General features: G+C 32.3%; 20 protein-coding genes and 1 tRNA gene. 10 read left to right on the top strand and 11 right to left on the bottom strand.

Annotation, left to right across the window (positions count from 1 at the left end):
* Positions 1 to 10 precede the first annotated feature (10 nt).
* The 3 genes from uvrC to dnaJ form a co-directional block, all read right to left on the bottom strand.
* Positions 11 to 1,777, bottom strand: coding sequence for an excinuclease ABC subunit UvrC (uvrC, locus tag C6H31_RS06590; protein WP_104698028.1), 1,767 nt, complete (start codon positions 1,775 to 1,777; stop codon positions 11 to 13).
* Between the two features lie 147 nt (positions 1,778 to 1,924).
* Positions 1,925 to 2,000, bottom strand: a tRNA-Val gene (locus C6H31_RS06585).
* A 37-nt stretch (positions 2,001 to 2,037) separates the two neighbouring features.
* Positions 2,038 to 3,177 (bottom strand): molecular chaperone DnaJ, encoded by a 1,140-nt coding sequence (gene dnaJ / locus C6H31_RS06580; protein WP_104698027.1) that lies wholly within the window; start codon positions 3,175 to 3,177, stop codon positions 2,038 to 2,040.
* A gap of 118 nt (positions 3,178 to 3,295) precedes the next feature.
* On the opposite strand from dnaJ, the gene recR reads away from it, so the two are divergent.
* The 9 genes from recR (at position 3,296) to C6H31_RS06535 (ending at position 10,336) form a co-directional block, all read left to right on the top strand.
* Positions 3,296 to 3,877 carry a recombination mediator RecR gene (gene recR, locus C6H31_RS06575; protein ID WP_104698026.1) on the top strand — a complete coding sequence of 194 codons (582 nt, stop codon included), beginning with the start codon at positions 3,296 to 3,298 and terminating at the stop codon, positions 3,875 to 3,877.
* A 94-nt stretch (positions 3,878 to 3,971) separates the two neighbouring features.
* Entirely contained in the window at positions 3,972 to 4,274 is a 303-nt protein-coding gene (locus tag C6H31_RS06570) for a c-type cytochrome (RefSeq protein ID WP_104698025.1), read from the top strand.
* 33 nt (positions 4,275 to 4,307) lie between these two features.
* Positions 4,308 to 5,336 (top strand): alanine racemase, encoded by a 1,029-nt coding sequence (locus C6H31_RS06565; protein WP_104698024.1) that lies wholly within the window; start codon positions 4,308 to 4,310, stop codon positions 5,334 to 5,336.
* The gene (gene truD, locus C6H31_RS06560; protein ID WP_104698023.1) at positions 5,337 to 6,449 is read left to right on the top strand and encodes a tRNA pseudouridine(13) synthase TruD; all 1,113 of its coding nucleotides are present in this window, start codon (positions 5,337 to 5,339) and stop codon (positions 6,447 to 6,449) included. It begins immediately after the preceding gene.
* A gap of 8 nt (positions 6,450 to 6,457) precedes the next feature.
* Complete coding sequence (gene htpX, locus C6H31_RS06555; RefSeq protein WP_104698022.1) at positions 6,458 to 7,390, top strand: zinc metalloprotease HtpX; 933 nt, start codon at positions 6,458 to 6,460, stop codon at positions 7,388 to 7,390.
* Complete coding sequence (gene folE / locus C6H31_RS06550; protein WP_104698021.1) at positions 7,383 to 7,919, top strand: GTP cyclohydrolase I FolE; 537 nt, start codon at positions 7,383 to 7,385, stop codon at positions 7,917 to 7,919. Before htpX ends, folE begins: the two co-directional genes overlap by 8 nt.
* A gap of 201 nt (positions 7,920 to 8,120) precedes the next feature.
* A complete protein-coding gene (gene yedE / locus C6H31_RS06545) occupies positions 8,121 to 9,326 on the top strand; it encodes a selenium metabolism membrane protein YedE/FdhT (protein ID WP_104698020.1) in 1,206 nt (401 codons plus the stop codon).
* Positions 9,323 to 9,562 carry a sulfurtransferase-like selenium metabolism protein YedF gene (yedF, locus tag C6H31_RS06540; protein ID WP_104698019.1) on the top strand — a complete coding sequence of 80 codons (240 nt, stop codon included), beginning with the start codon at positions 9,323 to 9,325 and terminating at the stop codon, positions 9,560 to 9,562. Before yedE ends, yedF begins: the two co-directional genes overlap by 4 nt.
* A gap of 15 nt (positions 9,563 to 9,577) precedes the next feature.
* The gene (locus tag C6H31_RS06535) at positions 9,578 to 10,336 is read left to right on the top strand and encodes an outer membrane beta-barrel protein (RefSeq protein ID WP_104698018.1); all 759 of its coding nucleotides are present in this window, start codon (positions 9,578 to 9,580) and stop codon (positions 10,334 to 10,336) included.
* Here C6H31_RS06535 and C6H31_RS06530 read toward each other — a convergent pair.
* The 5 genes from C6H31_RS06530 to glyS form a co-directional block, all read right to left on the bottom strand.
* The gene (locus tag C6H31_RS06530) at positions 10,333 to 10,587 is read right to left on the bottom strand and encodes a DUF3240 family protein (protein WP_104698017.1); all 255 of its coding nucleotides are present in this window, start codon (positions 10,585 to 10,587) and stop codon (positions 10,333 to 10,335) included. The genes C6H31_RS06535 and C6H31_RS06530 overlap by 4 nt on opposite strands.
* Positions 10,588 to 10,596: 9 nt before the next feature.
* Positions 10,597 to 13,650: an efflux RND transporter permease subunit gene (locus tag C6H31_RS06525; protein ID WP_104698016.1), complete on the bottom strand. Its 3,054-nt coding sequence runs from the start codon at positions 13,648 to 13,650 to the stop codon at positions 10,597 to 10,599.
* Between the two features lie 2 nt (positions 13,651 to 13,652).
* Positions 13,653 to 14,708, bottom strand: coding sequence for an efflux RND transporter periplasmic adaptor subunit (locus tag C6H31_RS06520; RefSeq protein WP_104698015.1), 1,056 nt, complete (start codon positions 14,706 to 14,708; stop codon positions 13,653 to 13,655).
* On the bottom strand, positions 14,705 to 15,928 hold the full coding sequence (locus tag C6H31_RS06515; protein WP_104698014.1) for a TolC family protein: 1,224 nt from the start codon (positions 15,926 to 15,928) through the stop codon (positions 14,705 to 14,707). Before C6H31_RS06515 ends, C6H31_RS06520 begins: the two co-directional genes overlap by 4 nt.
* Positions 15,929 to 15,994: 66 nt before the next feature.
* Positions 15,995 to 18,028: a glycine--tRNA ligase subunit beta gene (glyS, locus tag C6H31_RS06510; RefSeq protein ID WP_233709980.1), complete on the bottom strand. Its 2,034-nt coding sequence runs from the start codon at positions 18,026 to 18,028 to the stop codon at positions 15,995 to 15,997.
* A gap of 76 nt (positions 18,029 to 18,104) precedes the next feature.
* Here glyS and C6H31_RS06505 point away from each other — a divergent pair, with 76 nt between their 5' ends.
* Complete coding sequence (locus C6H31_RS06505; RefSeq protein WP_104698012.1) at positions 18,105 to 18,734, top strand: hypothetical protein; 630 nt, start codon at positions 18,105 to 18,107, stop codon at positions 18,732 to 18,734.
* A 1-nt stretch (position 18,735) separates the two neighbouring features.
* On the opposite strand, the gene C6H31_RS06500 is transcribed toward C6H31_RS06505, so the two are convergent.
* The 3 genes from C6H31_RS06500 to proB are packed head-to-tail and all read right to left on the bottom strand — an operon-like array spanning position 18,736 to position 21,132.
* Positions 18,736 to 19,086, bottom strand: a complete 351-nt coding sequence (locus C6H31_RS06500) for an META domain-containing protein (RefSeq protein ID WP_158654753.1) — start codon at positions 19,084 to 19,086, stop codon at positions 18,736 to 18,738.
* Between the two features lie 10 nt (positions 19,087 to 19,096).
* Positions 19,097 to 20,320: a glutamate-5-semialdehyde dehydrogenase gene (locus tag C6H31_RS06495; protein WP_104698010.1), complete on the bottom strand. Its 1,224-nt coding sequence runs from the start codon at positions 20,318 to 20,320 to the stop codon at positions 19,097 to 19,099.
* On the bottom strand, positions 20,314 to 21,132 hold the full coding sequence (gene proB / locus C6H31_RS06490) for a glutamate 5-kinase (protein ID WP_104698009.1): 819 nt from the start codon (positions 21,130 to 21,132) through the stop codon (positions 20,314 to 20,316). The genes C6H31_RS06495 and proB overlap by 7 nt, the downstream gene beginning before the upstream one ends.
* Positions 21,133 to 21,828: the final 696 nt, after the last annotated feature.

The following is a 21,828-nucleotide window of genomic DNA, read 5'->3' as shown; positions in this document are numbered from 1 at the left end:
ATTGTAATGATTATGATTTTTTTAAAACTTTAGAAATCTCTTCTTTTGAGGCTTGATTAAGATTTTCAAAACTACCATAAAAATCCAATAATCTTTTTAGCTCACTTGGCGTATATTGTAGCTTTTTGATAAAACCTTTGGTTTTTTGACTTTTGTGAAAAGTGATTGCAAACCGATGCGCTTCATCACGAAGTTTTTGCAAGAACTGTAGAGATTTATTACTTGTATCCAATGCTATCATAGAATCAAGTAAATAGATTTTATCTCTAGCTCTACCCTTTGCACGATGTGCCTTATAATCAAGCTTTTCTTTTGCAATCCCAATAATATCAATCTCAACTCCTGTGCTATCTAAAAGTTTTTTTGCTAGATTTATTTGTCCCCTACCTCCATCAATCAGCCACAGATTTGGTGGTGGATTATTCTCAAAGTTTTGAATTCTTCTAGTTAGCATTTCTTGCATTTGAGAATATTCATCATCCCCTTGCAAATTATAATGACGATAATCTGATCGCACAAACTTCTCATTTTCAAAAACAACCATCCCTCCTACTTTAAAACTAAAACCATGATGGCTTGTATCAAAAATTTCGATCCTAAAAGGGGTTTGAGAAAGTTTAAAAGTATTTTTTACTTCCAAAAGCAATGGACTTAAGTGGTTTTGCTGTCTAAAAATCTCTTGAGCATTTTTTGATGCAATCTGCACTAAGTTATATTTAAACCCTCGAAGTGGTTTTTGTATGAGAACTTTTTTTTCTTGCCTCTGAAAGATAAAATCTTCTAGCTCTTTTTGATTCTCAAGCTCTGAATCTATTAAGATGGCTTGTGGAACAATAGGTATCTTTTCTTTGTAATGGTTTAAAATAAATTGAGTATAAACTGAATTGATATCAATTTCATAATCACTTTTTATATTTTTAAAATTTGATGCGACAATCTTTCCATCGCGCATAAAAAGTTGTACGAGTGTTGCATAATATTTAGAAGAAGAGGCTTCTTTTATAATGCTTAAAATATCAAAATTATAGGGTTGATGATAAGCAACTTGAGAAAAATTAGTCAAGGGTCTTATTTTTTCAATTCTTTGTTTATAGGTATTTGCTTCCTCAAATAAAAGCTTTTGAGCTAAATCATGCATTTTTTTCTCTAATGCTTCAAGTAGCTTTGTTTTATTCTGTAATAAAAAAAGAGCAGATTGCAAAATCTCTAAATATTCTTCTTTTGAGATTCTATTTTCACAAGGAGCTTTGCACTTTTGAATCTGAAAAAATAAACAAGCCTTTTTTGCACTCAAACAAGATTTTTTTTGCACCAAAGGGAAAAGTGCATATAAACTATCTAAAATATCCCTGCAACCACTAGGATAAGGACCAAAATAATAAAGATCTTTGCAATGCCTCACTTTTCTTGTCATTTCAAACCTAGGAAAATCACAGGACATATCAATGCAAATATAAGGATAAGTCTTATCATCGCGTAACAAGATATTATATTTTGGTTTTAATTGTTTGATGAGCGAATTTTCAAGCAATAAAGCATCTTGCTCGCTTGAAACAACAATTGTATGAATGTAAGCAACTTGTTGAAGCATAATTTGAATGCGCATACTCAAATCTTCTTGTATCAGCACCCTATCATCACTAATTCTAAAATAACTTCTCACACGCTTTTTAATATTTTTTGCCTTACCTACATATAAAACTCTGCCTTGATGATCCATATATTGGTAAATTCCAAATGTACTTGGGAGATTTTTTAAAATTTCAGGTGTAATCATTGGGCGATTCTATCACTGTTCCTTTTAAAGATGACTTAGAAACAGAAAATATTGGCAACTTTATATCAACTCTTTTAAGACTATAAAGACAGAGTATTTTGAGATTTTTTGTAAAAAAGAATTATGAGGCAAGAAAATAAGAATAAATGGTGATCACGACTGGACTTGAACCAGCGACCACTACCATGTCAAGGTAGTGCTCTACCAACTGAGCTACGCGATCTTTAAAAAAAGAATTCTAGCAAAAGCTAGTTTTTTATTCAAGAAAACCAGCTTTTAATTCTAGAACACACCTCTTCAAATATACTTTTATGAGGCTCCCCCTCATATCCAAAACTCTCATGAAGTTTTTGCACCAACTCCCTTTGCTCATCACTAAGTTTTTTTGGATATATAATCTTTACAACAGCCACAAAAGAACCTTTTGCTCCGCTTCTTACATCCTTAACACCCTCACCCCTAAAAACAAACTGCTCAGAATCTTTTGTATTTTGGGGTATATGCAAATCCACTTCCCCTCTTAAGGTTGGAACCTTAATTGTAGCACCTAGTACAATGGAAGTAAAAAACACAGGCACCTCAACAAAAATATTATTTCCATCCCTAATAAAGTGCTCATCATCCTCCACTCTTGCTACAATATAAAGATCTCCTCTTGTGCCACCTTTTTGAGTTAAATTACCTCTGTTTGGAACACGCAGTCTATTACCCTCATCTATACCCTCAGGTATGGTAACTTCAAAACTTTCTTTAACAAGATGATACCCCTTAGCATTACAATCCTTGCAAGATTCTGAAGCACTCTCACCACTACCTTTGCAATGCGGACAAGTTTGACCTATTGCCATAAAACCCTGTTGTATAAAGACTTGCCCCCTACCCTGACAATGTGGGCAAACCTGAACCTTACCATCTTTTGCACCACTTCCATTACACTTTTCACAGCATGTTTTATATTCAAGATCAATTGTTTTTTTACAACCAAAAATAGCTTCCTTAAAGCTCAAATGAAGCTCGATTGCAAAATCTTCTTGAAATTTTACATTCCTTTTTCTACTCCTGCTTCTGCCAGAAGAAAATGATCCAAAATCTCCAAAAGCACTCTCAAAAATAGAACCCAAGTCACCAAAAATATCACTAAAATCCCTACCGCTAAAGCCGCTAAAACCATTGCTTTGCAACCCCTCTTTTCCATACTTATCATAAATCTCACGCTTAGCATCATCACTTAAAACTTCATAGGCTTCATTAATGCGCTTAAACATCTCTTCAGCCTCTTTGTCATCAGGATTTCTATCTGGATGATATTTCAAAGCCATTTTCCTAAAAGCTTTTTTAATCACCTCTTTATCACTTGTTCTTTGAATCTCTAAAATTTCATAATAATCAAAATTTTCCAAAACTCTATCACCTTGTTTTTATTAACACTAGTATTAAGGAATGTATCCAAAAATAAACTTGAAATTATATCAAAAAATACTTATACTATGCGCCTTTGAGTTTGAAGTGGTGGTTTTCATGAAATCATATAAAAAAGGAATGCAAAGTTTTAATTCTTTAGTTGAAGCATTAGAGCAGATTCCAACAATTGGAAAAAAAAGTGCCTTAAAAATGGCCTATACTTTAGGGGTAGAAAATAAATTTTTAGGCCTAAAGATTGCACATTGCATAGAAAATGCTATCCATAACATTAGAAAATGCTCTTTTTGTAATGCCTTAAGTGAGAATGAACTCTGTGATATTTGTTCAGATTCTACAAGAGATCATACAAAAATTTGTTTTGTTTTACACTCTAGAGATATCTTTACTCTTGAAGAAACAAATGAATACAATGGACTTTATTATGTGATAGAAAGTCTTGAAGATATGGATTTTAATCTACTCAAAAAAGAAATACAAAAAAAAGAAATTAAAGAACTTATTTTTGCCTTCACTCCCACTTTAGCAAATGAAGGTATTATGTTATTTATTGAAGACAAACTACAAGATTTAGATCTTGTCTTTAGCAAAATTGCACAGGGTGTTCCAACTGGTGTAGGTCTTGAGAATGTCGATCAGTTATCTTTATCCAAAGCCCTAAGCTCAAGAGTAAAAATTTAATCTCATATCACCCTAGGTTTATAGTATAATTTGCTCTTAATTGCCTAATGAAGTTATTATCAAAATAGGCAAAATAAAAATGAAGGATTTCATAATGAAGAAACTCGTATTGCTTATGGCTTTTGGTATTGCTAGCCTTTGTTTAGCAGATGCTCCTGCTGTATTCAAAAAATGCCAAGCTTGTCATGGACCAACAGGTCAAAAACTTGCTCCTGGTTCTAAAGCTACAATTGCTGGTCTTTCAAAAGAGAAATTATTGGAAGATCTTAAGGGTTATAAAGCTGGAACAGCTGATAATGGTGGTAACAAAAAAATTATGTATGCTCAAATGAAGAATGTTTCTGATGAAGATATCGAGGCATTAGCAGAGTATATTTCACAATTACCAGCAAAATAATTTCTATGCCTTCATGGCATAGGCTTATGTAAAATGGCAGAAATTTTTATTTGTTCTAAATCTTATAAAAATAATCTTGATACCATCGCTCAACATATAAAGTCTAAAGAGAAGATTGGTATTGTTTTAAAAGACAATGCATATGGGCATGGGTTATTAGAAATTGCTACTTTAGCACACCAATATGGTATCAAGAGTGTTTTTGTAAAAAATGAATTTGAGGCAAGACAAATTTCACATTTATTCCAACATATCACAGTTTTATATGGTGGAATTAGTGATAATTCTATACCAAATATCTACCCTACAATCCATTCAGAATCCCAGCTTGACCTAATACCAAAAAATACCTCCATAGAATTAAAAGTCAATATCGGTATGAATCGCAATGGCATCAACCCTGATCACTTAGAGGAATTTATACAAAAAATTTTAGATAAAAAGCTTAAGCTTTTTGGTGTTTTCGCCCACAATGGTTATAGCGATGATAAAGATAGTAGCTTTGAAGACCACCAAGAAGCCTTTAGACAGATCAAAGAAAAAGTAAAGCTCCTTGCCAAAAAAAAGGGATTTCAAATCCCAAGATTCCATTCTTTAAATTCTTCAGGAACCCTTAGGAGTAATAATATTGATGATGATTTAGTTCGGATTGGGATTGCTAGCTATGGATATCTTTCTACAGATTTTGAAATTCCAAGTGCTAGGAATCTAAAACCTGTAGCAAGCTTATATGCTGATAAAATTTGCACACACTTTTTAAGAAAGGGAGCTAAAATTGGCTATAGCGGTGTTACAGAGCTTCAAGAAGATAGCTATGTAAGCACTTATGATATTGGTTATGGTGATGGATTATTTCGCTTTAATGGGAAACAAAAAAAATTCTTTACTGCCGATGGTTTTTTACTTCTACCTAAAACCTCTATGGATTGTTTCTCTGCGCTTAGCACTCAAGATAGAATCTGTGTGTTTAAAGATGCAAGAGAATTGGCAGAGATATTTCACACCATCCCTTATGAGATTCTTACTAACCTATCCTCTTTTATTAAAAGAACTATTGTCTAAATGACCCAAAAAATTTATGCACTAAATCATTCTCCTATTGACTTTTATTTTTCTCAAAATCCTAGGGATTTTATGGTGAGAGAGATACCTCTTTACCCATTTTCTCAACATGGCGAACACCTGATCTTAAATATCAGAAAAAAGGGATTAAATACGCAAGATGTAATAAAAATACTCTCTTCTTTTTTAGGATGCAAATCTCAAGAAATAGGATATGCAGGGCTCAAAGATAAATCTGCAACAACAACACAACATTTTTCAATTAATAAAAAATTTACACACAACCTCTCTTCCCATTTAAAAAAGCTTGAAGACTTAGGTATTAAGATACTCTCACAAAATTACCACAACAATAAAATCAAACTCGGGCATCTAAAAGGTAATGATTTTTTTATTCGTTTAAAAAGAGTGACACCAACTAATGCAACTCAAATTATTCAAGCCATAGAAAATATTAAGCTTTATGGATTACCTAATTATTTTGGATATCAAAGATTTGGAAAAGATAAAAATAATCATCTTGAAGGCCAAAAAATAATCCATAAACAAGTAAGATATCGCAACAAAACCCTTCAAAACTTTCTTATTTCAAGCTATCAAAGCGATTTGTTTAACCAATGGTTATCCTATCGCCTTAAACTAAGTAAGATATTTTTTCACTTCAATATTAATGAGATTAAAGAAGCGCTCAAGCTAGAAAATATTTTTTGGGAGAAAGAAAAAATAAAATCCATTAAAAACCAACCACATCTTTTTAAAATTTTTCAAGGTGATGTTCTCCAACATTTTCCTTTTGGAAAATTTTTTCACACACAGCTACAACAAGAAGATATCCAAAGATTTAAAGAAAGGCAACTATCCCCAACAGGACCAATCTATGGCAAAAAAATCTTTTTGAGTCAAGATGATAGCCAAGGCATTGAAGAAAGATTCTTAGATCCCCAAATCTATGTGGATGGAAGTAGAAGATATGCTTGGATTTGGCCAGAAAATATTCACTATAGATACATAGAACAGGAGGCTTGGCTAGAGTTAGAGTTTTTTCTCCCTAAGGGAAGTTATGCTACAATCCTTATTGAAGAAGTTGCACATAGACCTATATGGATTGATTAGGAGGAAAGATGCATTTTCAAGAAATTATTAGAAAAAATCATCAAAAAAGCCTATTTGTAATTCTAACCTATATTGCAATTTTTGTTTTTATTGGACTTCTAGCTGACATTGTTTATTTAAATGCCCAAGATTTTTCTGGCACACTCATTAAGCTTATAAGTTTTCAAATCTTTCCTACTTGTAGTTTTACTATGCTTTGTATTGCTTCAATCATCACTCTTTATACAATCAATAATTTTGACCGCATTATGCTAAGTGGAAATCACTATAGGGAAATAGATCCTTCAAAAAAGCTAAGTTCTTTGGAGCTAAGAATCTACCAACTTTTAAAAGATCTTGTTAAAAAATCTGATCTTAATTTTACGCCAAGACTTTATATTATGGAAGCTCCCTATATGAATGCTTTTGCAAGTGGTTGGAATGAAAAGAATTCTCTAATTGCCCTAACCTCATCTCTTATCAATCATTTAAATGATGATGAACTCCAAGCAGTCATTGCTCACGAGCTTAGCCATATAAGACATGGTGATATAAGGCTTACAATGTGTGTAGGCATTTTAAGCAATATTTTTTTACTAGTGGTGAATTATTTTACACTCTTTTCATATGGTAGAAATAATGCTAAGGGCGCAAGTTTTGCAAGAGGTATTTTACTGATTTTGCAAATTTTCTTACCTATTTTTAGCATTTTATTACAAAGATATTTGAGTAGAAGTAGAGAATATATGGCAGATAGTGGAGCTGCGTTTTTAATGCAAAATAGCGATCCTATGATTAGGGCTTTACAAAAAATTTCTCAAGATTATGCAAAAAGCGATTACAGTAAAATAGATACAAACCCCACAAGGGCAGCTGCTTACATCTTTAGCAACGAAGCTTTTAGCACACATCCTAGTATACAAAATAGAATCAAAGTGCTTTTAGGAAAAAAATATGCTTGATTTCAAAGAATTCTTATTACAAATTGGAGAGGATCCCTCAAGAGAGGGTTTAAGAGAAACCCCTTTTAGAATCAAAAAACTTTATGAAAATATTTTTGATGGTTACAAGCAAGATATACACCAAGCTCTAGGCAGTGTTTTTAATGAAGAAAATTTTGATGAAATGATTACACTCAAAGATATCGAATTTTACTCAATGTGTGAGCATCACCTCTTACCATTTTTTGGCTTTGTCAATATCGGATATATTCCAGATAAAAAACTTGCGGGTATTGGAGGATTGGCAAGGTTGGTTGATATTTTTTCTCATCGCTTGCAAATACAAGAAAGACTGACTACACAAATTGCAGATACGCTAATGGAGCTTCTTGAACCAAAAGGGGTAATGGTAACTTGCAAGGCCACCCATCTTTGTATGAGAATGCAAGGAATCCAAAAACAGCATTCTAGTATTCATACAAGCGCATTAAGGGGGATTTTTAAAAGTGATTCTAAAACAAGAGCAGAATTTATTGCCCTTACAACCTAAATTTTAAAAATTAGGATTTTTTATTTTAAGTTAATTTTCTGGCTTTTACTTGTCTTTACTAGTCTTTCTAGATTTTTTTATCACAAGGGAATATTTTTGTATATAATACCCTTCTTTATAGTGCTAGGTTCTAGCAATACATTTTTAGATTAGTTCTTCTTCTAAAAATCCAACTACTTTTTTTTATTTTAGAGGCCTTTTATGTGGAAAGACTTTAAACAAAAATATCTTATAAATTTTTGGAATCCTTTTTATTCTATTCTGCTTATTGGAATTTTATCTGCTTATTATTTTGGCATCACAGGATCTGCTTGGGCTGTTACCGGAGAATTTACACGCTGGGGTGGTGAGATACTCCAACTTTTTGGCATTCAAACAAAACAGTGGGAATATTTTCAAATCATAGGCTTAGAGGGTAGTATTTTTACACGAAAAGATGGTGTAATGATTATTGGTATGTTCCTTGGTGCTATGATTGCAACACTTTTTGCCAATGGCTTTAAAATTCGAGTTCCTAAGAGCAAAATTAGAATTACTCAAGCACTTGTAGGTGGAATCATTGCTGGTTTTGGTGCAAGACTTGGAATGGGATGCAATCTTGCAAGCTTTTTTACAGGAATTCCTCAATTTAGTCTTCATGCTTGGTTTTTCACTCTAATGAGTATTGTTGGTGTATATGTGGGTACAAAAGTAATAAAGCTCTCTTTCCTTCAAACTCACATTAGCCTCAAAGCTGGAGCTAGTCTTAAGCCCATAAAAAAAGATCACTCCAAGCTATCTTTTTTTCTTGGCATTCTTGTTTTATTTGGATCAATAATTTGGATTATTACTTTAATGCAACAAGATACCTTTAAACCAAAACTATCTGTTCTTGGAATTGCTACCTTATTTGGGCTGATCTTTGGTTTTGTGATTGCAAGGGCCCAAATTTGTTTTACATCTGCCTTTAGGGATTTATTTTTAACAGGAAGAGGATTAGTAGCAAGAGCAATCATTCTAGGAATGTTTATCTCAACTCTTGGGGTTTTTATCTTTATTATGCTTGGTATACCTCCAAAAATTGTATGGGCAGGACCCAATGTAATAATAGGAGGTTTTTTATTTGGACTTGGTATTGTAATTGCAGGAGGTTGTGAATGTGGATGGATGTATCGTGCTATGGAAGGGCAGGTTCATTATGTGATTGTAGGCATAGGAAATTTAATTGGTTCCATTCTGCTTGCATATACTTGGCCACTTTACTCTCAAGTCCTAGCCAAGGATTACCCAAGAATTAATCTTTTAGAGAGCTTTGGAAATTATGGTGGCCTATTTATTAATTATATTTTTCTCATCCTATTTTTATGCTTCATACTTTTCTTAGAAAAAAAGATTCAAATAAGAATTAAAAAGGAGTTAAAGCAATGAAAAAATACACTATTAATTATCATTTAGATCTAAGGGGAGAACCCTGTCCATATCCTGCCATTGAGGGACTAGAAGCACTCAAACAACTTAAAAAAGGAGAAATTTTAGAGATTGTGAGCGACTGTCCTCAAAGTATTAATACCATCCCCATTGATGCCAAAAACTATGGCTACAATGTTTTAGATATTATTCAGGATGGGGTAGATATTTATTATGTTATTGAGAGAAAAGATTAATAAAGGAACAAAAAAATGGGGAGTGGGCAATTTATTAGAGTTAATTTTATTCTTATAGCCTCAATATCCTATATTTTTGCAAAAGATGGCTTTTTCTTTGGATATGAAAATGAATTTGGAATCTTAAATATCTCACACCAACAAAGAGTAAGCACTTTTGCCACAAATTCTTATATCCCCCTTAGTATCAAAAATCCAAGAGGAATAAATTATGTATTAGGTTTCTTGGGAGGGTATGAGCTTTATTTCAAAAACAAGCAAGACATACCCACAAATCACGGCCTTAGAATTGGACTAAAATTACAAATGGGATATGCCACTATGGAACTCAACACCATAAGCAAGGATTTATCTCAACAACTCTACTCCCATTTAGATTTTGGATTTTTAACAATCAAAACAGGAATATCTGCGCAATATATCTGGAACTTTTTTCAAAAAAACAATACCTCTATTGGATTTCTTAGCGGGCTTAATATTGATGTAAATTATTTTAAGGGTACCAGTGAATTTCTAGATGGTATTTATGGAGTTGATAGACCTGTATTTTACAATATTGGTTTTTATCCAAATATAGGAGTCCTATTCCAAACCCCCTCCCTTTATTTCTCTTTAACCTATAGGATTGGTCCAATAGGAGGACTTTTTAGTACATATACACATTACCCTATTTTAGAAACTTCAATGCCTGGCATAGGAAAGTATCAATACTATGTTGAAAATGAAATTGACTTCTCAAGCTTTTTTAGTTTTGGTATTGGCTATAGATTCTAAAAGATCTCCATCTTATTAGAATCTATATTTTCTTTAATTAGCTTGATGATTTTTTTATTCTTCTTTTCTTCTAAAAAAATCTTAAATAGGGCACATTCCTTTCTACCACTTACCTTTTCTTTTTCGCTAATTAAATCCTCTTTTAAGGCATACTTGTAGCCATCAAAACAATAAAAACTACTCACACCATTTTCCAAAAGTAAATCTATCATTTTATTTTTTAGCTCTATTTCCAAATAAACCTCAAGCATTACTACCCCTTATAACTTAATTTTTTTGGCAATGATTCTAAACATTGGAGGCAATATCAATAAAGTTAGCATGCTTGAGGTTACCAATCCTCCCAACACCACAACTGCTAGAGGTCTTTGCACCTCAGAACCCACCCCATTAGAAAGAAGCATTGGAATAAGCCCAAGAGCTGCAATACAAGCTGTCATTAATACAGGTCTTAATCTTCTCTTAGCACCTTTTTGAACCGCCTCATCTATACCAATTCCCTGAGAAATTAGTTCTTTGAAATAACCTACCATCACAACCCCATTTAAAACAGCAATCCCAAATAATGCAATAAATCCAACACTTGCAGGAACAGAGATATACTCCCCAGAAAAATACAAGGAAATTAAGCCTCCAGTTACTGCAAAAGGAATATTAAGCAGAATCAGTAAGGATAAAGGAATGCTTTTAAAAGTGAAAAATAAAATGAAAAATATCACCACTATACTAAGAGGAATAACTGTCGATAATCTTGCATTTGCTCTTTGCTGATTTTCAAATTGTCCTCCATAAGTAATATAATATCCACTTGGCAGCTTTACCTCTTTTTGTATTCTATCTTGAACTTCTTTTACAAAACTACCCAAATCTCTATTTTCAACATTACTTCTAATTACACTATATCTTCGAGCATTTTCACGATAGATGGTTACAGGACCATCCACTTCCTTAATCTCTGCAATAGAACTAATAGGGACAGGTGTGCCACTCTCTGAACTCATCTCTAAACTCTTTAGCATTGTAATATCTTCAGCAATTGCATTATTTTGTCGGATAATAACAGGAATTCTAGCAATTCCTTGAGGAATATATTCTACGACAATCCCCTCTAAAGAAGATTTCATAAACTTTGAAAATTCTTCTGTTGTAATCCCAACATTTGCCATCACATCTTTATAGGGTGTTACATAAAGATAATTTACTCCTTTGTTTAAGGCTGTAAAAACCTGACTAGATCCCCTAACTCCTTCTATAATTCTTACAATTTGAGAACTTAGATTATTTAAAGCTCCAATATCTTCCCCAAAAACTTTAATTGCTAAATCTCCACGCACCCCAGTGAGCATCTCTGAAACTCTCATATCAATGGGTTGTGTGTAAGTAAAGCTAATACCCTTAAAATCCTTTAGAGCCATATGTATCTTTTCAATCAATTCTTCTTTAGTTTCTACACTCCATTCTTTTTTAGGCTTAAATGCAACAAAAATATCAGTCTGATTAAAACCTGAAAGATCTAATCCCAATTCATCTGACCCTGTCCTACCAACAGCTGATTTTACTTCACTTACAGTTTTGATCTGTCTTTCAATTCTTAGCATCAAATCCTTTGCTTGATTAATAGATACTGCAGGAGTAGTCTCAATTGTCAAAACCAAATCCCCCTCATCAAGGGTTGGCATAAATGATTTACCAATAAAAGGAAATAGTGAAAAACTTGCAACCAAAAAAATGAATGCACCTAAAAATACGATCTTAGAGTTTCTTAAACAAAAATCTAAAGCGGGGTGATAAACTTTATTAATTATCCTTACAAGGAAAGTTTCGTGATGTTCTTTTGCTTTTAATACCATTGAACTGACTACAGGAATAACAGTCATTGCTAAAACCAAAGAACCAAGTAAGGCAAAAACGATGCTTTGTGCCAGAGGTCTAAACATTTTCCCCTCCAACCCCTCTAAAGTCAAAATAGGCACAAAGAAGATAATGATAATTAATATTCCACTAAATACAGAAACAGCAATTTCACTACAAGCCCGATACACAAGATGTAATTTTGTCAGAGTTTTATTCCCACTTAAGCGCTCAAAGGCATTTTCTACCATTACTACAGCAGAATCCACTAAGATTCCAATAGCAATGGCCAAACCACCCAAACTCATTAAATTTGCCGTAATGCCATAATTTTTCATAAAAATAAAAGCAACACTAAGGGCTAGAGGTAAAATCACACTTACAGCAATTGCTGCACGCAAATCCCCCAAAAATAAAAATAGGGTAATTATAATCAAAACAATTGCCTCAATGAGTGTTTTACTCACAGTATCTACGGCCTTTTGTGTTAGATCAGAACGATCATAATAAACATTAATACTTAACTCTTTTGGCAGAATTTTTTTCAATTCTTCAAATTTTTCATAAATCCTTTGAATTGTTTCTTTTGAGTTAGAACCTTTCACAGAAAGCACAAGGCCGCCAACAGCCTCTCCAACTCCATCTTTAGTTAAAAATCCTAATCTTGTGCGATAGCTTGGAACCACATTACAAAAATCACCTATTCTCAAAAACCCATTTTTTGTAGATATGGTAATGTTTTTTATAGAATCCTCATCAAGGGCAGCAGATTGAATCTTTACCAGGAAAGTTTCCCCACTTCTATCAACCTTACCTGCTCCATCATTCTTTAGGTTCTCTTTTAAAACTTGTTGCAAATCACTAATATTTATTCCAAGTCTTGCCATATCATTAAAATCTGGAACCACAGCTATAGCTTTTGCATATCCTCCCATAGGATTTACATCCGCAACCCCTCTGATACTCCTTAAAGCAGGGCGAATAGTAAAATCCATAATTTCACGCTTTTTAATTTCAGGTAAATTGCCATCTACTGTAAACATAAACATATCAGACAATGGACTAACAATTGGTCCTAGTGTTACACTTACGCCACTAGGTAAATCATCAAGAACCCCCATAATTCTTTCATTTACCATATTTCTAGCCAGATAAATATTTACATCATCTTCAAAATCAAGTGTAATATCAGCAATTGCATATTTAGAAACACTACGCAAAGACTTTTCACCCTGTAATCCCAATAATTCAAGCTCTAAAGGTCTAACTACTCGATTTTCTACCTCTTCTGGTGCCATTCCTGGTGCTTTTACAACTAGTTTTACCTGTGTTGAAGAGATATCGGGAAAAGCATCTATGGGTATGGTTAAAAAATTATAAATTCCAAATACCAAAAGCCCTAAAGCACACAAAATCGTCATTATTCTTTGACGAAGTGAAAATTCAATAATCCTAGCAAGCATCACTAATCTCCAATATTATTAATAATACCCTTAAGCGCTATAATAGAGCCTATGGCAACTTCATCACCTACTTTTATCTTGTCAAATGCATTAATGATGAATGCTCTATTCTTCTCCTCTAAGATTTGGATCTTTATTGGCAAAAAGCCTTTTTGAGTTTTTTTAAACACAAGATAATCACCATTGTTCTTGATAATTGCTTCTACTGGCACCACTATAGAATCTTGAGGTAATCTACTATCAATATATGCCTCAATTGTTTCGCCCACTTTAAATTTTGTATCCCTTAGACTTGCTGTTGCTAAAACTGTATTGGTAGATCTATCAATTACAACAGACACGGTAGTAATCACTCCAATTTGTTTGCCCTGATTATCAAAAACCTTAGCACCGGGCTTTACATAATACACCATGTTGATAGGAACCCTAATTCTTGCCATCAAGTCCAAGCCATCTACAATACGAATATAAGGACTAAAAGCAATAATTTTCTCTCCTGTTTGCTTTGGTGCAACCGCTAGGATTCCATCTTCTTTTGCAACAATTCTAAATCCAAATTTTCCTTTTGGTTTTTTTATATCAATACCAAATACATCAAAAGTACTTTTAACCTGATCTAGTTTTAGTCTTAATTCTCCGGCATTAAGATAGCTTACTTGATATTCTCTTTGAGAGATTACTCCTGATTCAAAAAGCAATTTATCTTTCTTGGCAATTTCATTGGCTATGTCATATCGATTTTGAGCATTTTCAAGCTCAAAGAATAAATTATTTAAATCACTAGAGCTTATCTCACAAATTACTTCACCCTTTCTTACTTTCTCGCCTTCCCTTTTATGTAGGGCCACCACAACCACATCAAAAGTAGAACTTTGTGTAATTGAAGTTTTAGAATCAAAATCCACAAATGCATTAAAAGGTAGTCCTTTTGTGCTAACCTCTTGACCAATCGTAACCAATTCTATTCCTAGTTTTTTTCTCTCGCTATCAGAGAGACCCACTTCCTCATAGGCATAAACAAAAAATAAACAACTCACAATTAATAAAATTTTTTTCATTTTATTTTCCTTTCCTTGAGTGCAATTCCCAGAGTTTCTTCTAAAAAAGTTTGTATTTGGACATATTCCATTTTTGCTTCTATCATCTTAATTAATGCGTCCATATAGGCATTTTGATATGCAAGATACTCAAAAAGACTGATCTTTTGAGATTCATAAGCAAATTTTCCCATTTCCACCAGTTCTTTTTTATTATTAATGCTTTCTTTTTGCACATCAATAAATTCTCTTTTTGTTTTTAACTGCAGAAAATAGGATAAAGCTTGTACTTCAATGTTGTTTTTAGTAACTTCACTCTCCCTTAAGGTAGCACTTTGCAATACCATAAACTTTTTCTTAAGATGGTCATATCTTTTTGTTAAAGGAATGGGTAATTGCAATCTGATATTTGCTTGATTTTCAGATAGATTACCCATTGTAGTATTCTGCAAACCTGCTCCAATTTGAAAACTATCCCATCTCTCATAACTAGAAGCTTTTGCATTAATTCCATAATCTTTTGCACTCAGAGCAAGAATCTCTATATAAGGAGATTTTGAAATTAAATCTTTGATTTCCTCTTCTTTTAAAGAAAAATATACAAAATCTAATCCCAAAACCTTAATTTCTTTATCAAGAAGCTTAATTCCAAGGATTTTTGCTAATGCACTCTCTAGCTCCATCAATTCCTTTTGAGTTTGTACCCTTGAAGCCTTAACATCATAATAAGAGTTTTTAAAATTCACATAATCTTTTTTTGACACACTTCCTAGTTTAAACTTTAGCTCTGCAATTTTTAATTGAGATAAAAAGTTCTGCTCTCTTTGCTGATAAATTGCATATTTCTCTTTTGTAAAAAGGTAAGAAAGATAGACTCTCTTTGCACCAATGACAGATAATTCTTTTAATAATTCATAATTTTTTTGATATTGTAGTGTCTTTACCTGCAAGCTCTGTTTCAACATAGAAACCACCCAGGGAAGTCTAGGAGCAAGCATAAATAATGTAGTGCTCTCTACACTAAGAGTATTGCCATTTTTACCAAGACTAACCTCACTCTCAAGAGAAGAAGGATTCCAAGCCATATTTGCTTTTTGTTCCTGCAACCCTGCATCAAACTGAGCTTTACTCTTAATCAATTCAATGGAATTCTTCTCCACACTTGCTACAAACTGATCAAAACTAAGCTCATAAGAAAATAATAATTCTAAAAATAAAACTGACAAAAAGATCTTTTTCATCCGCAACCCAACTAACAAAATTTCAAGTCACAATTTTAATCGCAAAATTGTTAAGTTCTTATTTAATTAGAAACTAATTTCTTTAATATCAGCAATTTTTAAGAACTCATTATAAATTCTGGTAATCAGCGTCACTCTATTTTGCCTTATTGTCTGATTTTCTACATTTACCATTACTTCATTAAAAAAATCATCCAATAAAGGCTTAAAAGAACAAAGATTCTTCATCTGTTCAACATAGTTGTCATATTTACTTTTTGAAATTTTTTCATATAAACTAAAGAGTTTTTTTTCTGCCTCATATTCAAAGAGTTTAGGATCAATATTAGATACTTCTGGCATATCTTTTAAGATATTAGCTACTCTCTTAAATGTTGCTACAAAGGTTTCTTTATCTTGTGAGAGATAAGTATTTAGCGCTTCTACTTTAGCAAAAATATCACAAATATTAGCCTCTTTTGTTGCCAACACACTTTTTATAAGAGAAGGATTTACCCCTAAAATTCCCTCCATACGCTCAATAAAAAAGGAAGGTATTTTTTCTTCACAAATATTTTGATAACCCACTCTTTGAGATAAAGATCTCAAATCCTTTTGAAGATCAAAATCTATTTTTTGTGCCAAAATAATACGCAAAATCCCACTTGCAGATCTTCTTAATGCAAAAGGATCTCTTGAACCTGTTGGTATTTTCCCTACACTAAAAAGTGTGAAGATATTATCAAATTTATTTGCAAGTGCCACAATTGAACTAAAAAGAGAACTTGGTAATGCAGACTTTTCCCCTGTTGGTAAATACTGCTCTTTGATTGCCAATGCAATCTGATCCCCCAAATTCATTGCCTTGGCATAATAAGACCCCATTAACCCTTGAAGATTTGGGAACTCATATACCATTTCGCTTAATAAATCAGCTTTAGAAAAAGTGATGGCTTGTTGGATCAAATCCCAATTTAATTCCTTATCCTTTATTTTTTCTACCAAAAACTTTGCAATCTCTATTTCTCTTTTTATCTTATCCCAGATACTACCTGCACCATCAATAAAAACTATATTTGCTAATCCATCAGTCTGCAAACCATTTCTTAAATCATTTTCATAGAAAAATATTGCATCTTCCAATCTAGCACGCAAAACTTTTTGATTCCCTAAGACTACTATTTCTTCATTCTTGGTGACTGAATTACTTACCATTACAAAATGATTGGATAATTCTTGTAATGTCTTATCTTTATAGACTGCAAAATAGCGTTGATTTTCTTTCATTGAAGTGATAATCACCTCTTTTGGCAAAACCAAAAATTTTTCATCAAAGCTTCCTAAAATAGCTCTTGGATACTCTGTAATTGCAACAACTTCATCTAAAAGTTCAGAATCTATTTCGATACAAACATTATTTTTTGCTTCAATGGATCTTATTTGCTCTAGTATGATTTCTCTTCTTCTTTCTTGAGATAAGATCACGCCATTTTTTTCTAAAAGATCTTGATATTGTAAAAAGCTCGTTACTTCCTTATAATCATATCCAAAACTACGATGCACCAGTGTTTTTGGCTCACTTTGCAGACCATAGGCACAAGATTTAAAAAATACCCCATCTAAAAATATAATAATGTTTCTAATAGGACGAATGAAAGATTCTTTGACATTTCCCCATCTCATATGCTTACCAAAGCTTAGACTTTCCAAAAAACTCTCCACAATTTTTACAATAACGCTATCTGTAAAAATCCCATCTTGCACCAATTTTGCATAAAGTACCTCTTTATTATTTTTATTGTAAGTTTGCAGGTTTTCTTGTGAAAGATTATTTTTTCTTAAAAATGCTTCTCCTGCTGGTGCTAGCTTTTGATTCTTATCTCCCCCTTCAAATGCTATTTGCACAGGAGGTCCAAAAACTTCCACTACTTCATCTTGTGTCTTTTTTGGAAAATTATCTACACAAATTACAATCCTCCTTGGAGTATAAAAAAACTGGCTATTGCACTTGATTTTATGATCTAATAAGACCTTATCCCATTTTTCTCCAAAGTTTTTAAATTCCTTTAAAAATGGCAAAGCTGGTAATTCTTCAACTAAAATTTCAACAAATAACTGCACACTTTCCAACATTTTTCCTTAACTCTTGGTTTTTTGTATAATTATACAAAAATCTAAATTAAGGGCTAGCACTTATTTGGGAAACAGACTTTTTATTCCTTTTATCCTGTTTTTATCGCTTTATGGCCAGATTCCAAAAGATCAACTGTTTGCGAATTGTGATTCTCCTAGTAGTTTTAATGAAAATCAAACTCAAGTCATTTTAGATGCGTATTCTTATGGCAAGAATGATGGTTTTGGATACATTTTAGCAGCCATTGCCTGGCAAGAATCTTGTGCTGGGGAATATCTTATAAATTTTTCAGATCCTAGTGCTGGAATATTTCATGCATATATTCCCTTGGTAATCAAACAATATACTAAACTTAAAGACACAGGTTTTAATCGCAACCTTGTAGGAAAGATACTCACTCAAGATAAAAACCTTGCTCTAAAAATTGCACTTGAACAGCTACTTTTTTGGAATCAAAAATATTCTGGTGATCAGCAAAAAATCATAAAATCCTATAATAAGGGAACTGCGTGGATAAATAATCAAAGTAGTAATAAACTAGCACAAAAATATTATGATGAAATTACACAAAAAATACAAATTTTAAAAACACATATTCCAAAGATTCTTTTAAACCAAGAGCAAAAAATATCCATAGAAAAATCAGATGGCAAAAGATATAAAGATGACTTTTATCTAATGCCTGAACCCTAAATCACCTTGCTTTAAATACCATCTCTCCATAATTATTTTTTATTAAAACTCGATCCTCATAAAAACTAAGATGAGAATTTTTGATAATTCCCATTACCTCTGTCTCAAGTCTCATATCCTCTTTTGAACAAGCCATCATTGTGTTGCCTAAATTTGTAATTTGATTTTTATTTAAATTACCAAAAAAGCGATTGCATCCATTACTACCATAAATTTTATTACCCTCAATCACAAAACTCACATTATCATTTGAAGCATATGTCATATTCCTAGAAACAAGCTTTTCTAAAACATACTCTTTTGAAGATACTAAACTTATTACCAACCCTACAAGAAAATATACTCTAATCATTACAACTCCTTTATTCTCTAATCTGTCCATTTCCTGATACAAGATATTTATAGCTACATAAAGCCTCTAATCCCATAGGTCCTCTTGCATGAAATTTCTGTGTGCTAATCCCTATCTCTGCCCCAAATCCAAACTCTACCCCATCACTAAAGCGCGTTGAGGCATTATGATACACCACTGCAGAATCAATCTCTTTAAAGAATTCTTCTTTATCTTGAAGATTATTTGTGATGATAGATTCTGAATGATGAGAGCTATAAGTATTAATATGATTGATAGCTTCTGTCAAATCTTTTACAATCTTGATACAAATCTTATAATCTAAATACTCTTCAAAAAAATCTTCCTCACTTGCTTCTATCACATCAAAATCTATTTGTCTAACCTTATTGCACCCAATGATCTCTACTTGATTTTCTCTTAGCTTAGCAAGCAACAAAGGAACAAAATCTTTGGCAACATCTTGATGCACCAAAACTTTCTCTACCGCATTACAAACAGATACACGACTTATTTTTGCATTGATGATAATCTCTAATGCCATCTTAAAATCCGCACTCTTATCAACAAAAATATGACAATTTCCACTACCTGTTTCAAGCACAGGAATCTTAGAATTTTCTACCACAAACTTGATTAGCCCCTCCCCTCCTCTTGGAATGATTACATCAATCAAGTCTCTTAGTTTTAACATCTCTTGTATATCTTCTCTACTTTCAACTAAAGAAACACACTCCAAAGATACTCCAAAGTCCCTTAGTGCTTCTTTAGCCAAATTTACTAGTATTTTATTTGTATTTAAAGCTTCACTGCCACCTTTTAAAACCACTGCATTACCTGTTTTTAAACACATTCCAATTGCATCACTAGTAACATTGGGTCGTGCCTCATAAATCATTCCTACTACTCCAAAAGGCACACTCTGTTTGACAATCTCAAGCCCATTTGGTCTAACATCTTTTTTAATAACTCTAATGGGATCATGAAGTGCAATAAGCTCTCTTATGCCCGCTATAAAAGAAGAAACCCTCTTTTCATCAAGTCTTAATCTATCCATAAGTGCAGGAGAAAGATTCTTTGCATTTTTTAAATCTTCTTGATTTGCATTTAATATATCTGGTAAAGATTTTTCAAAATTATTAGCAATCTTATAGAGAATACTATTTCTATCTTCAGAGGTAAGTTTTTTTAATTCCTTGGAAGCTTCTTTAGTTTTTTTAAGTTGTTCTAGCATATTTTATCCTTAGCAACAAAGATTGTCCCTACTTCTTTTTCATTCAAAATATCCAAAATAATTTCAGGATTCTCACCACTAGCTAACACAACAGAGCAATTACTATCCATCAAGGTCCTTGCAGCCAAAAGTTTAGTATGCATTCCTCCTGTTCCAAAATCACTTCCCACTCCCTGTGCATATTGTAAGATTTCATCAGTAATTTCAACAACAATTCCAATCTTTTTTGCATCCTTATGCACCCTTGGATTCTTATCATATAGACCATCAATATCTGATAAAATGATCAATAAATCTGCCTGGGTGATTATAGATACAACTGCAGCCAAACTATCATTATCTCCAAATCTGGATATATTTTCTATTTCATCAATAGAAACGCTATCATTTTCATTCACAACTGGAATAATTTTATTGTTTATTAAAGTTTCAAAGGTATTTCTTACATTTTGCTTTCTATATTCATCTTGAATCACATCTTTTGTAAGTAAAATCTGTCCTATACTATAGCCATACTCTCCAAAAAACTTGGAATAAATATTCATTAAAATCACTTGACCCACAGAAGCACAGGCTTGTTTTTCTTGTGTTGTCTTTGGTTTAGAGAGATAACCCAATTTACTCCTTCCAACACCTATAGCACCAGAAGTTACTAAAATAACCTCTTTCCCACTATTCACTAAATCACTCAATACCCATACAAGTTTTTGAATACGACTTAAATTTAAATTACCATTTTCATAGGTTAAAGATGTTGTTCCTATCTTAATTATAATACGCTTAGAATCTATGATACATTTGGTTTTTTTCAAAAAAAATTCCTTGAAGCTAGATAAAAATTACCAAGTATTATAAACAAATAAAATTTACCTAAACGGCAATATATCCAATAAGTTTTGATTTTAAAGTTATAGATCTGGTTTTACAAAAACTATCATTTAGTTTTGATTTAATTTCTTAATCACTTAAATCCTAAGCTAAGAGCTCATTTTATTCTTTCTCTCTCCTACCACCACTTAATAGGAGTCTATTATGAATATGCTAAAACTTTCAAAAAAGCATATTTTGTTGTGTTGTTTGTCATGTTAAGTTGTTAAAGATTTGTTTTATAAAAAATCTTTGAAAAAAAGAGAAATTAAGTGGTGGCAAGAGAAAGAAAGATTTCTCTTTATTTTAAAGAACATTGATGCATTGCATCTTTTAGTTTTTTCCCTCCTTGATTGATTGTTTGAGTTTAATTATTTCTACCCCAACTCTGATGAGAGTTAGGGTTTAAAACTTATTCCACTACAATCACATTAGCATTTGAATTTAATTCTTTTAATATGCCTTGCATTTGATCTTTTTGTTTTAATGCATCCTGCTCACTGTTAAATGGACCTAATAGATAAACATTTGAAATTCCTTTATTTTCTACTATAAGTTCTTTTATTTTCTTTACAGTATTTTCTTATTTTTTAGTGAGATTACCTTTTTCAAATACTTTCAGATAAAATCATTTGGTTGGT

The organism is Helicobacter sp. 'house sparrow 1' (genome assembly GCF_900199585.1).
Classification (GTDB): domain Bacteria; phylum Campylobacterota; class Campylobacteria; order Campylobacterales; family Helicobacteraceae; genus Helicobacter_H.
Note: the sequence above shows the minus strand (reverse complement) of the source record. Positions and strands in the feature narration are given on the sequence as shown.

Coding starts and splice junctions, on each gene's coding strand:
- C6H31_RS06515 (WP_104698014.1), bottom strand. CDS start 15,928: ATGAAAAAGATCTTTTTGTCAGTTTTATTTTTAGAATTATTATTTTCT.
- yedF (WP_104698019.1), top strand. CDS start 9,323: ATGAAAAAATACACTATTAATTATCATTTAGATCTAAGGGGAGAACCC.
- folE (WP_104698021.1), top strand. CDS start 7,383: ATGCTTGATTTCAAAGAATTCTTATTACAAATTGGAGAGGATCCCTCA.
- C6H31_RS06565 (WP_104698024.1), top strand. CDS start 4,308: ATGGCAGAAATTTTTATTTGTTCTAAATCTTATAAAAATAATCTTGAT.
- C6H31_RS06530 (WP_104698017.1), bottom strand. CDS start 10,587: ATGCTTGAGGTTTATTTGGAAATAGAGCTAAAAAATAAAATGATAGAT.
- C6H31_RS06500 (WP_158654753.1), bottom strand. CDS start 19,086: ATGATTAGAGTATATTTTCTTGTAGGGTTGGTAATAAGTTTAGTATCT.
- C6H31_RS06570 (WP_104698025.1), top strand. CDS start 3,972: ATGAAGAAACTCGTATTGCTTATGGCTTTTGGTATTGCTAGCCTTTGT.
- uvrC (WP_104698028.1), bottom strand. CDS start 1,777: ATGATTACACCTGAAATTTTAAAAAATCTCCCAAGTACATTTGGAATT.
- C6H31_RS06520 (WP_104698015.1), bottom strand. CDS start 14,708: ATGAAAAAAATTTTATTAATTGTGAGTTGTTTATTTTTTGTTTATGCC.
- yedE (WP_104698020.1), top strand. CDS start 8,121: ATGTGGAAAGACTTTAAACAAAAATATCTTATAAATTTTTGGAATCCT.
- C6H31_RS06525 (WP_104698016.1), bottom strand. CDS start 13,650: ATGCTTGCTAGGATTATTGAATTTTCACTTCGTCAAAGAATAATGACG.
- truD (WP_104698023.1), top strand. CDS start 5,337: ATGACCCAAAAAATTTATGCACTAAATCATTCTCCTATTGACTTTTAT.
- htpX (WP_104698022.1), top strand. CDS start 6,458: ATGCATTTTCAAGAAATTATTAGAAAAAATCATCAAAAAAGCCTATTT.
- C6H31_RS06495 (WP_104698010.1), bottom strand. CDS start 20,320: ATGCTAGAACAACTTAAAAAAACTAAAGAAGCTTCCAAGGAATTAAAA.
- recR (WP_104698026.1), top strand. CDS start 3,296: ATGAAATCATATAAAAAAGGAATGCAAAGTTTTAATTCTTTAGTTGAA.
- C6H31_RS06535 (WP_104698018.1), top strand. CDS start 9,578: ATGGGGAGTGGGCAATTTATTAGAGTTAATTTTATTCTTATAGCCTCA.